The 15,457-nt window shown below is 62.2% G+C and carries 8 protein-coding genes and 1 pseudogene; 4 read left to right on the forward strand and 5 right to left on the reverse strand.

Features of this window, described 5'->3' with window-relative positions:
- Positions 1-136: 136 nt before the first annotated feature.
- From brxL to KMW22_RS18755, 5 genes are all read right to left on the reverse strand, one after another.
- Positions 137-2,155 carry a protease Lon-related BREX system protein BrxL gene (brxL, locus tag KMW22_RS18735; protein ID WP_221091547.1) on the reverse strand — a complete coding sequence of 673 codons (2,019 nt, stop codon included), beginning with the start codon at positions 2,153-2,155 and terminating at the stop codon, positions 137-139.
- The gene (gene pglZ / locus KMW22_RS18740; protein ID WP_221091548.1) at positions 2,155-4,683 is read right to left on the reverse strand and encodes a BREX-1 system phosphatase PglZ type A; all 2,529 of its coding nucleotides are present in this window, start codon (positions 4,681-4,683) and stop codon (positions 2,155-2,157) included. The genes brxL and pglZ overlap by 1 nt, the downstream gene beginning before the upstream one ends.
- 35 nt (positions 4,684-4,718) lie before the next feature.
- Positions 4,719-5,366 (reverse strand): ASCH domain-containing protein, encoded by a 648-nt coding sequence (locus tag KMW22_RS18745; RefSeq protein WP_221091549.1) that lies wholly within the window; start codon positions 5,364-5,366, stop codon positions 4,719-4,721.
- Positions 5,367-5,723: 357 nt separating this feature from the next.
- Complete coding sequence (locus KMW22_RS18750) at positions 5,724-5,996, reverse strand: hypothetical protein (protein ID WP_221091550.1); 273 nt, start codon at positions 5,994-5,996, stop codon at positions 5,724-5,726.
- A gap of 300 nt (positions 5,997-6,296) precedes the next feature.
- Complete coding sequence (locus tag KMW22_RS18755; RefSeq protein ID WP_221091551.1) at positions 6,297-6,707, reverse strand: hypothetical protein; 411 nt, start codon at positions 6,705-6,707, stop codon at positions 6,297-6,299.
- 281 nt (positions 6,708-6,988) lie between these two features.
- Here KMW22_RS18755 and KMW22_RS19505 point away from each other — a divergent pair, with 281 nt between their 5' ends.
- The 4 genes and pseudogenes from KMW22_RS19505 to KMW22_RS18775 all read left to right on the forward strand — a co-directional run bounded on the left by KMW22_RS19505 (position 6,989) and on the right by KMW22_RS18775 (position 14,901).
- On the forward strand, positions 6,989-10,195 hold the full coding sequence (locus KMW22_RS19505; RefSeq protein ID WP_235693139.1) for an eCIS core domain-containing protein: 3,207 nt from the start codon (positions 6,989-6,991) through the stop codon (positions 10,193-10,195).
- Between the two features lie 8 nt (positions 10,196-10,203).
- A complete protein-coding gene (locus KMW22_RS18765; protein WP_221091552.1) occupies positions 10,204-10,641 on the forward strand; it encodes a hypothetical protein in 438 nt (145 codons plus the stop codon).
- 60 nt (positions 10,642-10,701) lie between these two features.
- Positions 10,702-11,782: pseudogene (locus tag KMW22_RS18770) on the forward strand (transposase).
- Positions 11,783-12,231: 449 nt separating this feature from the next.
- Complete coding sequence (locus tag KMW22_RS18775; RefSeq protein WP_221091553.1) at positions 12,232-14,901, forward strand: DEAD/DEAH box helicase; 2,670 nt, start codon at positions 12,232-12,234, stop codon at positions 14,899-14,901.
- Positions 14,902-15,457: the final 556 nt, after the last annotated feature.

A 15,457-nucleotide genomic window follows, 5' to 3' on the forward strand; every position in this document is an offset into this window, starting at 1 on the left:
AAGCAGAAAGAAATATGTGTCGTCATCCACATCACTCCGGTACCCTCGGCGCCTCACTCACCCATTCTGCTCGCTGCAAACTCCCTGCCTCCAACTTCAAATCTCTTCTTGGCAGCCTCTAACGCTGGCTCAGGTTTTATTGCACGCCAATCGCCTTGAACACCGCATCCACGGGGTCGCTGTAAAACGTGACCTGAAACTTTGAGAACAGCTCCGGGGGCACCGTGGCCAGGTCCGCCGCCGAGCTCATGGGAAGCAGCACCCGCTTACCGCCAGCGTCCAGAGAAAGCTGCAGGCTGGCCGCGAGATTCTCTACTGGACTGATCGTTCCGCCCAGCGTCATTTGCCCGAGCAGGACCAGCTGCGACTGCAGGGGCCGGCCCAGTGCGGCGGAGCACAGGGAAATCAGCAGCGCGAGACTGATGTGCTGCGGCGCGCCGTTGCCCTGAACATCCACCAGGTGCAGCAGGTAATCCGCCCCGTCTGGATGAATGCTGCCACTCACGCGGCTGGAATTCGCCTTGAAGTAGTTAAAAGCGATGTTCACGGCGTCCCGGACGGCGGAGGCACTTGCCGTACCGGTGCGCACCAGTTTGCCGTTCCCGGAGGTGGCCTGGAGTTCCACGCGGTAGAGCCCCAACATACCGCTCTCAGCCGGACTGACCGCGTGGGCGTGGCCCGCCTGCATCGGACCATCAGGAATCAGGCCGCCGCTGGATTGCTCCGGCAGGGTCACGAAGTGCTCTTCCAGAGACTCCAGGTCGAGATAGCTGAAATGAACGTCATAAAACTCCATGCCGCCTATCTTCTTGAGCTGTTCCTTGACCCGGCGGCGCACACCCAGCGCGTAGACCAGCGCGTCGCGCACATCCTCCTTGCCGTACTGTCCGTCCGGGTGCAACAGCTTCAGCAGACCCGAGGTCGTCTTGCGCACGGCGCGCACGTCACGCTGGTTGAGGTTGTTGCCCAGCCGGAAGTACCGGTCAATGCCGTCGGCAAAGGAAACCTTGCGCAGTTCACGCACCCATTCAGCCAAGTAATCCACGATGAAGCCGTACTGGGTGGTGAAGCTCTCTGGGCGGAATTTCGGAATTTCCCAGCCCGGGATGTACGCATGAATCCGGTCGAAGAAGGCCGTATCAATCATGGCAGGTGGGAAGGGTGCCAGCAGGTGTGAGGTCTTCACGAGACTCTCCACGCTCTGATTGATGTTCCCCACGAACACCATGCTGGCTGGAGCCGAGATTTCGGCTTTGCCACGCGCGAAGGACCCGGAATTCATGTAGTCCTTCATGATCTGGATGCCGTCGTTGTCCTTGAAATTGATGCCAGCAACCTCGTCAAACGCCACAACATCCCACAGGCCCACCAGACCAACCTGCCGGCGGGCCATGTTGTAAAAGAGATTGGCCACGGTCGTCTGACCGCCGCTGATCAGGATGCTGTTCGGACTGATTTCCTTGTACACGTGACTTTTGCCGGTTGAACGTGGACCCAACTCCACTGAGTTGTAGTTGTTCTCGATCAGGGGCACCATCCGCGCGAGCAGATGCCATTTCACCGGTTCACTGAAGATGGTCGGCTCCATGCCCACGGAGCGCAGCAGGACGTCGGTCCACTCGCTGCGTGTAAACGCGGCGCGGCCCGCGCGCAGCTCATCCATGTCCGTGGACGGCATCTGAATGGGTTTAAGGCTCGTCAGGAGAAACGGGCTGGGTTTGTGGCTGGCGTCGTACTCCAGCTGGATAATGCACCAGATGCCGCCCGCGAGCAGCTTTTCATACAGCTGGATCATGACCGAGTCGGCTTCAATGCCCTGAACGCCCAGGTTCATCAACTCGAGCTCGTACCGGTCCGCCTTTTCATTCAGGCGGGCCGTGGCGCGGTCAATGACAGTGTACCGACCGAGTTCACGGACGCGAGACTTGACCTTTTCGGCCTCATCCGGCCGAACGTAGTTCTCCGCCAGGATCTTTTTAACGCGCGTGACGCCTTCCTCGATGGCCAGGTCATCGTCGGTTGCGCAGTACATGCCCAGCAGGTATTCGAGCACGTAAATGGGGACGTTCGCGCCTTCCTTGATGCGCGCAGTGAGATCCTTACGCACGGCCTTGCCCGGGTAGGTGGCATTGAGCTTGACGTTGAGGTCATCCATCAGAAGTCTCCGAAATCATCCTGGAAGGCGATGGAGATGGTCCACGCCTCACGGATGAGCTCGACGTTGTCGTCCACATCTGTGACGGTGAGAAAGTAGGTGGCGTGGGCGTCCGGGTTGGTGAGGGTGACGGACAACCTTGCGATCTGCTCGCGCTGTGACGGGTGAGGGCTGGTGCTTTCAAAGGTCAGGCGGCGCTGGTCCGTGACCAGACGCCCGGCTTCGTCGACCAGTTGAACGCTGACGGTACGCGGCCTCAACCGGTCTGCCACTGCTTCAGCCTGGACGAGGCGCACGGTGAACAGGGTGTTCGTCACCCGCCGCGACGGCGAGACGGCCTCCAGGCGGACCTTCCGGCTGGCCTGGGGTTGCCCGGCCGCCGCGCGCTTGTGGCGGTAGGTCATCACCGGGACCACCATCTCCTGCAGGCTCGCGCCGCCGTGCACGTACTGCGCGCCGCCCCCAGCGACCCGGTAGCGTAGGGTCCCGCGCGGGAACAGCGCGCTGAGCGGTTCTTGCATGCGCTGGTAGGCGTCCAGCTGTACCCGCAGGGTCCCTTCGGCTGCTGAAAGGTTGGGGCCGATCAGGCTGCGGCGCTCCAGCGTGTCCTGTGCGCCTCTGGGTGGCGGCGCCAGCTTGTCGGCGTCCCGGATGGGCTGACGCTGGTAGAGGAAGCCGTGATCTGCCGTCACGATAACCGCTGAGGTGTTGAGGCTGTTGACCAGGCGCTTGATACCGCGGGACAGCTCCTCCAGGGCGTTCTGGCACCCTTTGAACACGTCCCGCTCACTGGGCGAATCGTCACCCAGAGCGTCAATGGCGTTGTGATACACGTACACCAGACGCTTGCCCTCCAGGAGGGCGCGGCCTTCTTCGACGTTCATGGCCAGCAACTGATCGAGGTGCACCACCGCCGATGGATACCCGGTCCGCTCGAGGTGCGCCGCGCGGTCTTCGGAGCGGGTGGTGGGGGCGCCGTCGCGTAACACGCGCCCAGCTCCGGCGTCCCAAGTAAGCGTCTGACCTGGCAAAAGGGCCGCCATGCCCCAGCGGGTCTGGCTGGGCAGGGTGCTGACCATGTAGTCAAGCGCTGGCTCACCGCGCAGTTCAGTAGTCACGCGCTCACGCAGTTCAGTGGCCACCTCATACCGCAGGGCGTCACTCACGATCACGACCACCCGGTCGCGCTCACCTCTGTTCAGGAGCGGCTGCACGTGGTTGGCAAAAAAGCGCCACTGGTGATGCCGCAGGCTCAGGTCAGACAGCAGGTCCGTTTCCAGTCCATCAGTCCAGGCGGCGCCGAGGCCCTCCAGAAACCAGTGGATGTACGTGTGCTCGACCGCCTGGGTCAGGTCACTGAGCAGGTCGCCCGGCGCGCGGTCCAGGGCCGTGATGTACTGGCGGTACAGCCGGTCAAAGCTGTGAAGGCGCGCCGCGTACTGCTCGAGCAGGGCCCCAGCATCTGCCGGAAACGTTCCACTGTGCTCTCGGCGCTGCGCGAAGAGACTGGCGGCGGCAATGACGGCCTGGTATTCCGCCTGGTAGCGGCCGGCGTGGTGAAGGGCCTGCCGCGTCCGGGCCACCTGCAGTGCGGTCTCCAGGTTCGCAGTGGGTGAAGTCAGTGACCGCACCAGGGCACGCAGCGCAACCCGCTCCAGGATCGGGAACGTATCGACCTGACTGTAGGTTTCCGGGTCGAGGGTCTGGGCCCAGGCTTCAATGCCGAGGTCTGCTTCGACCTCCCCGGTCAGCACTGTGAGGCGGTCCGTGTCCCGCGCGTCCCGCTGCCACGCAGCAATCAGGGCGTAGGCGGGTGTGGCATTCAGGAGCAGCTGAGGGGTGAGGTGGGTCGGCGCGGCGCCGCCCAAATGATGACTGAGGTGGTTGACCAGCAGGGCCATGAACAACCGCCGCAGGGTGGGCGCCTCACTCCGGAACAGCGTGACCTGAGCAGCCAACTCCCAGAAAGGCGTCTCGAGCCCCAGTTTGACCAGCTCGGCGTAGGTGGCGTTGTCCGCTTCATCCAGGCCGCCGCTGAGCACCCGGCGCACGATCAGGGCGCCTTCCGCAACCTTCTCCCCCACTGCGACAGCCAGCAGTCCCGCCAGCAGCCCGCGCTCGTCGACATCAGGAGACAGGCCCAGCGCCATCAGGTCTGATACGCGCTTCTTACTCGCAAAGAAGCGGGCGTGCCGGCGGACCACAGCCTCCAGGGCACGCTGACGGAAGCCAAGGTCCGCGAACACCAGTGCCGCCCGGTCCGCGCTGAACAGCACACCGGCGCATTGGAGGTCGAGCAGCCAGTTCTCGGCATGCGGAGGCTCGTGGGTGGGGGCGTACAGCACAAAGGGGGTCTGAGGCTCCTCGAGGACAAGGCGCCGCTTCAGGGCAAACGGCGCCCCACCCAACGGCAGAATCTCGGTGCCACCGAGATCGAGCGACCCCACCTCCTCCTGAAATTCACCTTCCGGGTCATACCAGAAGACCAGACGGCGGCCGCTGTGCGCCCAGCGACGGTCGTCCTGCAACAGATGAAGCAGTGCAGACTGAACCCGCTCCGGTTTCAAGACGACTGGCTCCCCAGCGTCTGAAGGGCCGCTTTGACCTGTGCCATCGGAACTTTGAAAATGCTGGCTGCCCCCAAGTAGGGAATGGGCTGTTTAAAACGCCGGGGATGAGCCAGCTGCCAGGCGTAGAGCCCCTCTTCACCAGCTACTTCCTGAACACCGACCACGTCGACAACGCCTACCAGGGCGCCGTAGATCAGGCTTTCCGGATCGAGATCGCTTCCTTCAAAATTTTCAGGCTTGCGGGTGCCTGAGACGTGCAACAGGAGGGTGCCCATCTCCCGGATCCGGCGCGAGCGGTACTCCAGGTTCTTTTCGCGCCGCAGGATCAGTTCGGCCCAGGGCTGTTGGATGCTCAGCGCCCGCACGCTCTCTGCGCTGAGATCAATCGGCGCGGCCTGATTGGGCACGTCAAAGTCGCCGATGAGCGGCAGGTCGTCCTCAGGCAGGGCAATCACGACCTCAAAGGAAACGTCCAGGCCCTGCTCCGCCAGGCGGGCCGTCATGTCCTGCTGCAGGGCGAACATGGTGTCCGGAATGCCGAAATGCGCCCAGAACTGCTCGAGCGGCACGATCACCTCACCGGTTTCACTGTTCTCGACAGTATTGACAACTTCTTCAATAGCTCGACGGGTGATCTTCATGGTGACCTCTCTTTTCAGAATACCGGGCCGCGCGCCATTCCGGAGGAAAAAAAGGCAGTTTTTGAAGGCTGTCTACCGGGCGGCACCACACTGGGGTTCGACCTGCGAGCTGATCTGCCCAGCACATCCGCCCCCAGAACCACATTAGGCATCGATCTGGGCAGCACTCCTCCGGTTTACGCTGCCGTAGACAATGGCCGCGTGGTGGCCTTCGGTGGCGGACGCTCCACTGGGCCGTGCCCTGCGTCAGCAGCTTCCGGACGCCGAACAGCGCCTCTTTCGCGCCCTGACCTACGCCACTGGCCGGCAGGAGGCGGAAGCGGCGATCCTGTATCTGATCCAGCACGCCAATACCGTCTATGCCGAGCAGTTGAACTTGACCGGCATATGGCCGGGGCTCTCCCCAGTGGTTGCCTGCAGGCGACGTTCGATCTCCATCTGTTCTGGATGCCCCAGGCCCTGAACCAGGCTGGGGTACCGTTCAAGCGCGTGAACGCGTCTGTGAGCAGCCGGGTGCACCATGTGCATCAAGACACCCTTGGTAAACACGGCGGCAAGGTCTTCAGCGGCCCCGAGTGTGGGGGCAACCAGCATGCAGATGTTAGCGCCGCGCTCAACGTTCTCTCGCATGGACTGAGCGTGTACGGTGTCCTGCCCCGGTGCTGGGTGTTGCAAGGAAAAAGCAAGGGCAGGCGGCCGTTTTTCCTGCTTGAGCAGGAGACAGGAAGGCAGGGGGCCTGTTCTCTCAGGATCCCGCCCTGTTGACCCCCTTTCCTTGAGTCATCCTGGTTCACCAGGCCGCCGGGACTGGATCTGAATGTATGGCCCACCACGGCGTGCTTTTTAAAACCTCAACTCAGGTTTACCCTCGGCCAGTGACGATCAATCGTCGCTGGCCAATTTCTTTCACACACTAGGCTCACTGGACGGTCAACGTTCGTCGGTCACCCGTGTTCGCCGCGGCAACATCAGAGGCCAGCGTTTAATCTCAAGATCCGCTTCGTAGGCAGCGAGGGATGGAAAGCCGAGTTGTTCGGCACGTTCAATGTACGGCTGAACATCTTGCGCCTCATCCTCAGGATGAACATCCCACAGAAAGACCATGACGTGCCCCAGCCAGGCGGGTCGGGCCGGAAAAGCGCGGAGATAGCTCAGCCGTTCTTCTTCGGTCCATGGGAGCTCCCGGCGCCAGTTGTGCCACACCCACATGTGGTGTTCTCCTTCACCCATTCGCCAGCCGATGCTGTGCGGATGAATCTCCGGATACATCACCCAGGGCGGGGGCACTGTTCCATGTTCCTCAAAGATGTCCTTCAGCGCCGCCTTGACGTCTGGATGCATGGAGGGGACTCTACCAATGCCAGGATCGGGCGTTGACCGTCCGTGCAGCCCGATTCGGGCGTGGGCCGATATCAGCTCGGGAGCACTTGAGCACAGCAAAAGGCACTGAGACTCGCTGCAGAGTTCTTGGCTCCCACTGAACCGACCAGTGGGAGCCGTCCACACGCTGTCCAGAACGCGGCAGGTGTTCTGGCATACACGCCAGCAGGTCCATGATCACGTTGGAGGGCACAGGCGCAAAGTAGCTGACCAGCTGACCAGGGGCGCGCTAAGCTCGGGCCATGACTGGGCACGTGACGCACAGCAGGAAGAAAACAGCGGCCCAGGCTCCGCGGCAAGCCCCCTTGACGCAGACGCCGGCCGAGCCGCTGGCCGTCCTTGGCCAGACCCTGCAGCGGCAGACAGCCCGGCCCGTTCTGCCCCAGAAGCAGGCGGCTCAACCCGTCTTGCAGGCCAGTGCGCTGGAGCAGGCCGAAGTGGAGCGTGTTCAGGTTCAGCGGCAGGTGGTCGCTGGGCAGCTGGCGAATCTGCCTCACTTTGCAGCGGCGCCCCAACACCGCGCTTCACCACTGGTGCCCGACAAACCACAGACGCCAGCCGACTGGGTCACCGTCATGCGGTCCCAGGCAGAGCAGGTGGAAGGCAGGGCGCTGGACACGCGGCAATACACGCACTTTGCTGGACTTCAGCGGCAGGTGGCGCATACGCTGGCTCAGGGCTTCCGTGCCGACCGGGGGCCAGCCCCTGAGCGGTACGAGACCTACGGTGAGCATCTGGCCACCCTCCAGCGGCATCCGGTCAGTGCGCCCGTCGCCCGGGTGGTTCTGGGCATGATCCCCCCAGGAGAACGGGTCGCCCTCCAGCGCGCGGTGGACAGCGCCGCACAGCGCCAGGCGACGCAGGCGTTTCAGGAAGCGCAGGGCATGCAACGGCTCGCCCTTCAGCGGCAACTCGCCGAGTTGGAGGCAGAATCCACACAGCCGGTGTTGCAACGGATTCAGGCGCGGCGGGGTTCAGGCAATCCTCTGCCTGAAGCCATTCAACGCCACCTGGAGCGGGGCCTGAACCACGACCTGAGTCGGGTCCGGATCCACGATGACGCCGAAGCCGACCACCTGGCCAAGGGTGTGCATGCCGTTGCCTTTACGACGGGCAGCGACATTTTCTTTCAGCGTGGCCGCTTCAACCCCAATACACAGAGTGGACTGGAACTGCTCGCCCACGAGGTCACGCACACCGTGCAGCAGAGTCAGGGGCGGGTGGGCACTGGCATTGACCCGGATGCGGGCCTGGAAGTGGAAGCCCGGACCATGGGCGCCAGACTGGCGCAGGCTATGCCCAGCCCGAAGAGTCTGATGCCCCCGGCCCCCCATGCCCCCGGGGCTTACACCCAGAAAGCAGCGCTGCAACGGGCGCAGGACGGAGCAGTCACCGCTGCGCTGTATCAGCCGTTCACGGCGCTGGGGATCCAGCGGCAGGCTGCAGGGATCACCATTCAGCGCAATATGGTCCTGAATAAGGTTTCGGATCTGGCGGCGAACATCCCTGGGTACCGGGAGCTGTGCCTGGCGTTCGGAAAAGATCTGGTGACTGGTAAGCGCCTGGATCAGAATCCGAATGCTGTCCTTGACGCGCTGGCCAACCTGGTCCCTGGGCCATTCAAGGACATGCTGAAAGTCGTGCGGCAGCAGAACCTCATTCCCAAAACCTGGGCGTGGTTCAAGGGCGAACTTGGCAAGCTGCAACTCGGCGGGGTCCTGGGGGAGGTCAAGGCCACAGTCGGGAAGTTCCCGCCGGATCTGGGGGCCGCCAAGGCCGCCCTGATGCGCCGGGCGGACGGGCTCAAGCGGCTGGTGGCTGGATCAGCCCGTCATATTGCCCAGATTGGCCTGACGGCCATCGAAGCCGGCTTGGGACCCGTCGGGAAGAAGATCATGGGCCTTCTCAAGCAGGGCGGTGACGTCATCGTGCAGGTGCTGCGCAACCCCGCGCAGTTTGCGAAGAATCTGCTGGGCGCGCTGAAGCAGGGCTTTGGCCAGTTCCGCACGAATGCGGGCAAGTGGCTCAAACAGGGGCTCGGGACCTGGCTGACCGGCGCGTCCGGGATTCAGTTCCCAGCGACGCTGGACCTCAAAGGCGTGTTCATGACGGCGCTAAGTGTCATGGGGCTGACGTACCAGGCCCTGCGTGGTCGGCTGGTCAAGGAACTGGGGCGGGGGGGAGAACAGAAGATTGCGGCAGCCGAAAAGGCAGGGGGGGCTTTGGCCTCCTTGACCAAAGGGCTGCATCAGGCGCCTGAGCTCAAAGGGCAGCAGAGCAGCGTTGGACAGGGCGTGGTCGAAAGCCTCAAAGGCGAAGTCACCCGTTCATTGGTGACTGCTGGCGCCGCGAAGGTGGCGTCCATGCTCGTCCCTGGTGGAGCCTTTGTGCAGGCGCTGCTGACTGCCTTTCAGGGGGTCCAGACCCTGGTCAGCCAAAGCAGCCAGATCATGGGCGTGATCATGAACGCCCTGGGCAGTGTGCAGGCCATTGCTGCTGGTCAGGTGGGCGCGGCCGCAGGGTTCATTGAGCGGACCATTGGGGGCAGCATCCCGGTGGTCCTGACATTCCTGGGCAAAGTGGCGCGGATTGGCAACATCGCGCCCCGCATCAGAGCCACGGTCACGAACCTGCGGACCCGTCTCGACGGTGCCATTGACAAGCTGATCGGCCGGGTCAAAGGGATCCTGCAACGCCCACCCACATCTGCGGCCCAGGGGCAGACCGCCAGGGGAGCCACCTCCCAAGGCCGCACGGCAGCAGGCAAAAGTTATGTTCTGCGGTTGCCGTTCAGCATGAACGGCGCAGGACATCATCTGGTACTGAAAAGGACCGCTGGAAAATCCGTTGCCCTTGAAATGCACTCGGTCGAAGATCACCTGTCGGCAAAGATTCTGCGCCGGATCCAGTCACTTGAAGCCGACAAGACCAAGTCTGCAGAAGTGCGGATGCTCCACGACGTTCTTGAGGAAGCTCGTGAGCTCGAGACCCTGGCGGCCCAGGATGCAGACATGGAGCAGATGGCCATGGAAGATCTTAAGAAGCTCGCACAGAAGCTGGCCGCATACGGTGTGAACTTCGATGTAGATGATATTGAAGCCGAGGACCCACAGCGGGAGTTCAAGGACTTTCTGAAACGGGCGAAACATTTTAAGGCAAGCAGCTACCGAAAACACGTGAAAGGCAAAGACGAGGCCACTCGCCGCAAAAGCAGCATGAATGGTGGCCCAGGACAGTACTACGCCCGCTTTTCTGATGATGATATTGAGGCCCTTGAAGTCGAAGCGCTAAACAAAGGCAATCCCGAGAAGCGCAGTGGGGGATATCACGTCTATTACCGCTTCTCGGCCAACATTGGCTACGCTGACGGCGATGACGTCTCAGGGATGCGAGCCGAGATGACAGATGCGCCTGTTCCTCTTATCCACTCTCATCCGCGTAAGATCTAGGTGCAGATATGGCTGATGCTTACAATGTCCGTGATTTAATGCCGCTTTATCTTCCTTCTGGATGGCTGGTCGTCAAAAATTATTTTTTTGATAAGGACCCACCACGAAGCGACACTCCTCTGGAAAACGAGCGATATTTCGGTGAGGACCTCCTGGCATTGAGATACAGCCTGGGGGAACCTGTATTTACCTCAGCTGACTCGGCTCAACCGGTCTATTACATCTGGCTGGGTTGGTCTCCGGAATACTCTGTTGAGGGTCAGTATGTTCTGACTGCGGCATGTGATGACGAAGATATTGCCCGCTTTGAAACACGTGATCGTCAAAAGATTACTCGGGCGATTCAGTACTGGACACAATTGATTTCTTCCAGCGAAGTACCACTCCGTGAAATCAAACTGACTCATAAGCTTTTTGAAACTGAGTCACGTGACGGGAAGGCCTGAAACTCAGGAGTTGCACCTGCATAACAACAGTGAAGCGCTCCCAGCCGAGAAAATCTGTGAGTGTCGAAGTCGCAGATTCTGAGGGAGCGCGTCTGTATTCTGGCAGACGAGTTCCTGGCCATTCCCACCACGTCCTATCAACAGCGCAGTCTTGGGGCTGCGCTCGCTCTGTTCCTGAACACGGCCACCGAAACGGCGTTGCACCGCGCCGAGCTGGTCAGCAAAAGTGCCCTCAGTCGCCTCCTGAACGAGTATCCCTGGGATACGGCGCAGAGCTGGGCCGTGCTCCAAGGGGCGCAGTGGGACGCCGGCCAAGCGGAGACACCGGCCCCTCCTCCGGCTGAGCGTCGACTTCACCAGCATTGAAAAGAAGGGCAGCACGCTGCCCTTCGTCCGGGTCTACAACGACGTTCACGGCATTCATCTGGTCGTGCTGTTCGCCGAATACGGTGAGGTGAAGTTCCCCGTGGGCGACCGGGTGTATAAGGGCAAAGGAACGGCGACCCCAGTAACCCTGGCCCGTGAGCTGCTCCGAACGGTTCCAGACAGCATCAAACGTCGATTTCGGGTGCGCGTGCTTGCCGACAGTGGCTTTGAAGCCGCTGTCTTTCTGAATGACGTCAGGCAACTGGGCTTTGAGTTCGTGGTCGACGTACGGTCGACCCGAAGGACGCTGCATCCCGGCGAGGTAACGGTGGCCGACTGCCCACACGGGGGGGACGTTGAGCTGAAGAACTGGCCCTATGACACGCTGGTTCTCGGTCGCGTCGACCGTGGAAACCGGGTCTTTCACGCCGTCTCCTCAGAGCTGATGGAAGGCGATGAGGTCATTGCGGAGGATAAGACGCGGTGGAACGAGGAATCGTTCTTCAAAGAGGGCAAACATCAGTTCAGTCTGGCGCAGTTCGCGTTGCGAACTGCTGTGGGGTTGGATCGCTGGGTGCTGCTGGTGTTCCTGGCGTGGACCCTGGCGATCCTGTACCGAGAGACTGGGATGACCCTGGAGGCGTGTGCTGCTCTGGCGCTGATGACGGTCATGCCAGACGTCCATTTGCACCGCCTGCTCCTGATGTTCAGCAGAAACTCGGAATTTCTCCGCCAGCACGGCTATTCACTCCGCTACATGAGGTGCAACTCCTGAGTTCTCCCCTCTCTGTGGAGCGGTTGCCTGACGTTGTGCGGAGACCCAGACACCGGAAGTCCTCACGGGCGGACACCATGGCGTACGGTGGGCAGTCCACCGTCACCAGCCGGCCGTCCTAAACGGCAATGCGGCCATCGCCCAGGACCTCCAGGCGGGCGCGGCCCGACGGAACGCCCATGAGACTGGCCCGCCGGAGCAGGAGGCGCCGGTCTCGGGCGCCCGATCAGCCGGGGTTCACGACGTCGGGATCCTGCAACCACTGGACGGGCATACTCAATCCACACCACGTCATTCCTGGGTGTTCCTCCTGAGAGGCAGTATGCGCCTCTCCCGCGACACCTGGTGACGGAGAGAACGCCCCAGCCGCGCGTCACCTGTTGACGCACCCTACCCTCACGCTGGAAGCACGACCGAACGTGTCCCGTCGGCGCCCCCGGAGGCTTCCTATGACCACCCTGACCTCGACCACCGTGACCCCCGCTGCCGAGCGTGCCCGCTGGCAGGAAGCCCACGTCCTCAACCTGCCGGCGCGCTCAGCCCAGCTCGTCGCCCTGGATGACCTGCCCAGCGGCCCGGCCGTGAAGCGCTACTTGCACCTGAGCCACCCAGGCGGCATCTACCTTCATCAGGCGGACGCGGCTGCCAGCGCAGCGCGCTTCGAGCACTTCGCGGTCACCACCGGCACGGCCAGTGGCAAGACCCTGTGTTTCCATCTGGCTGCCATGGAAGCCCTGAGTACGCTGCCGGACACCAAGGTCATCGTGCTCTACCCGCAAAAAGCGCTGGGGGCCGAGCAGGAGGACCGCTGGCGCGCCGCCCTGAACACGGCTGGCATCGACGCCCAGGTGGGGCGCATTGACGGGCAGGTCAGCGTTTCACAGCGCGAGGCCATTTTGGAGCGCTGCCGGGTCGTTATCCTGACGCCGGACGTCATGCATGCCTGGCTGCTTGGCCAGCTGGGCCGCAAGCCAGTGCGGAACTTCATCCAGGCCACCCGGCTGATCATCGCCGATGAGGTGCACACTTTTACCGGGGTGTTCGGCAGTAACGCGGCCTACCTCCTGCGGCGCTTCGAGCACGCGTCGAAGATGCTGACCCGCAAGCGGCTGCAGTACGTGTGCGCGTCCGCAACCATGGCAAACCCGGCGACACACCTGAAGTTGCTGACAGGGCACGATTTCACGGTGATCGGGCCAGAGCGCGACGGCTCGCCCCGGCAGCCCGTGAGCGTGCATTTCCTGACCCCTGAGGATTCCTCACGTGACCTCCTTACGGGCGCGGCCCAGTTGCTGCGCGGCCTAGCAGAGGAGGGGCAAAAGTTCTTGTGCTTCAGCGATTCCCGCAAGCAGACAGAAAATCTGGCCAGCATTATGGCGCGCACGCCCGAACAGCCCGACGACGAGGCAGACATGGACGCCAGTCCACTCGACGATTCGTCTCTCGCGCACCTGAGCGTCCTGCCGTACCGCAGCGGGTACGAAGCGCGCGACCGCACCGAGATTCAGACCCGTCTGGCCAGTGGCAGGCTCGACGGCGTCATTTCCACCAGCGCGCTGGAGCTCGGCATGGATATTCCGCATCTGGACGCCGTCGTGCTGCTGGGCATTCCTGCATCGAGCACGTCGCTGATGCAGCGGATCGGCCGCGTGGGGCGCCGCAAGCCCGGCCGGGTGCTGATTCTGTACAGCGGCAGCCCTAGTGACCAGGTGCTGTTTGACCGGCCTGAGACCCTCCTGACCCGCCCACTTAGTGCAAGCACGCTGTACCTGGAAAACCCGAACATCCAGTGCATTCACGCGCTGTGTCTTGCCCGGCCGGGTGGTGAGCACGACGCACTGCTGGGCGCCCTGGGCCGAGACACCGACTGTGAGTTTCTCAGCGCGGTGACGTGGCCGGACGGATTTACCGGCATCATTGGTCACGAGCGCTCAGGAACGCTGCCCGCTGCCCTCCAGACCTTGCGCGCTCAGGCTGGGGAAAGTCCGAACCACGCGTTTCCTCTCCGGGACGTTGAGACCAGTTACAAGGTCGAGGTGCGGCACAACAACGGGCCTCAGAGCCTCGGCACGCTCTCTTACGGGCAGGTCATGCGCGAGGCGTATCCAGGCGCGGTGTACCTGTATGCCACCCGGGCCTACCGGGTCATCCGCGTCAACACTCTCTCGCGCACCATTCAGGTTCGCCCTGAGAAGCGGTTCTCGACGCAACCGATCTGTCTGCCCACTCTGGCCTATCCGAATCTCGATGTGGAGAGCGTGTACCACGCGGAGGTGCGCGGCAGCCTGCACGCGGTCGAATGTGACGTCATGATTTCCGAATCGGTAATTGGTTTTGCCGAGCGTCGTGGACCGAACACCTTCAACAGCCCGTATCCCCTTGACGCGCATCAGACCGGAATCTATTACCAGCACAGCCGCTTCGCCCGAAATTTCTACAGCACCGGTGTCCTGCTGCATCATCCGTCGCTGCAAGGGGACGTGCCCAAGGCTCTGGTGGCTCAGTTTGTCCTGGACGCATTTCGGATGACCGTGCCGTTTGAAAGCAGGGACATCGGCGTGACCACCGACAAGCTCCGGGTGGAACGGCCTGGCCTCCTCAAAGGAGAGACGGTTCTCGTCGTGTATGACCAGACCTACGGCAGCTTGCGGCTCTCCTCGAAACTGCTCTCTGAAGGCGTTCTGAGTCAGGTGCTGGACACGGCAACCCTGCTCGCCACGCACGCGCTTGATGCCGCCGGCGCAGAGGACCATGATGATCTCTCGGCTGTACTGCGCGTGCTGCGCAGCCTTGTCTGGGCCGCAGCCAGGCCGGGTGTTCGGCCTGTCTGGAGCCAGGACACCGCGGCGGCCCCTGAAGCAGGGGACCGCGTGCAGGTCATTCTGGAGGGCTCACGCGGTATCTGTTTGCTGCACGGCAATCGGGAGATGAGTATCCAGCAGGTGTATTACAGTCCCCGCGCTGGTCTGCAGTACAAGGGCCGCCTCGCCACCGACCATACCTGGGAGACCCATCTCACGGTGGTGCCGGTCCAGGGGGTCCAGGCCATTCCAGGCGTGAGTGAAATGGGCTGGTATGACCTTGAACTGGGCGAGATCAGCGTGGCTGGGCCAGCCTGATCAGCCTCAGAGGTAATGGGAATCAGCATCAGTTTGGCGGCGAAGTGGATGAGATTCGGATCCATACCCCGCAACGGGAGCCATGCATGGCAGGGGGGCGCGCCCGTCAGAACGCAGCCCCTACTTCAGCCCGTGGCTCTCCCCCATGCGGTGCACCCAGACTCCTCTTTCGCTCAAGCTCAGTTTCGGCATGGTCACTGTACCGCTGGCCCCCGGAACAAAGACAGACCCTCGAAGTGGATTGGCATCATGGTGGCAGCCAGATCTTTCATTGATGTCCAGTCGTGAGGTGGCTATGGGCCATCAGGCAAAATCACCAGGAAGGAGCGACCGCTGGCCCCAGAAGCGCTCCGGTACTGAAATTACGATGGTGGGTAGCAAAGCAACAGGTTGGCAAGATGAGCAGAAGCAAGGAGAAGAATCATGTCCCTCCCACTTCAGTAGCCGACAACTTAGGTTTCTGACTGTCCTGGCGCTGAAAAAGGTCGTGTAAGGAGTCTGAAGAACGTGACCAGCTCACTGGTCTGCCAGCGCAGGGCATTCTGAAAGCGCTCAC

The organism is Deinococcus aquaedulcis (assembly GCF_019693445.1).
GTDB classification, from domain to species: Bacteria; Deinococcota; Deinococci; order Deinococcales; family Deinococcaceae; genus Deinococcus; species Deinococcus aquaedulcis.

Coding starts and splice junctions, on each gene's coding strand:
- KMW22_RS18775 (WP_221091553.1), top strand. CDS start 12,232: ATGACCACCCTGACCTCGACCACCGTGACCCCCGCTGCCGAGCGTGCC.
- KMW22_RS18745 (WP_221091549.1), bottom strand. CDS start 5,366: ATGAAGATCACCCGTCGAGCTATTGAAGAAGTTGTCAATACTGTCGAG.
- KMW22_RS19505 (WP_235693139.1), top strand. CDS start 6,989: ATGACTGGGCACGTGACGCACAGCAGGAAGAAAACAGCGGCCCAGGCT.
- brxL (WP_221091547.1), bottom strand. CDS start 2,155: ATGGATGACCTCAACGTCAAGCTCAATGCCACCTACCCGGGCAAGGCC.
- KMW22_RS18755 (WP_221091551.1), bottom strand. CDS start 6,707: ATGCATCCAGACGTCAAGGCGGCGCTGAAGGACATCTTTGAGGAACAT.
- KMW22_RS18750 (WP_221091550.1), bottom strand. CDS start 5,996: ATGCGAGAGAACGTTGAGCGCGGCGCTAACATCTGCATGCTGGTTGCC.
- KMW22_RS18765 (WP_221091552.1), top strand. CDS start 10,204: ATGGCTGATGCTTACAATGTCCGTGATTTAATGCCGCTTTATCTTCCT.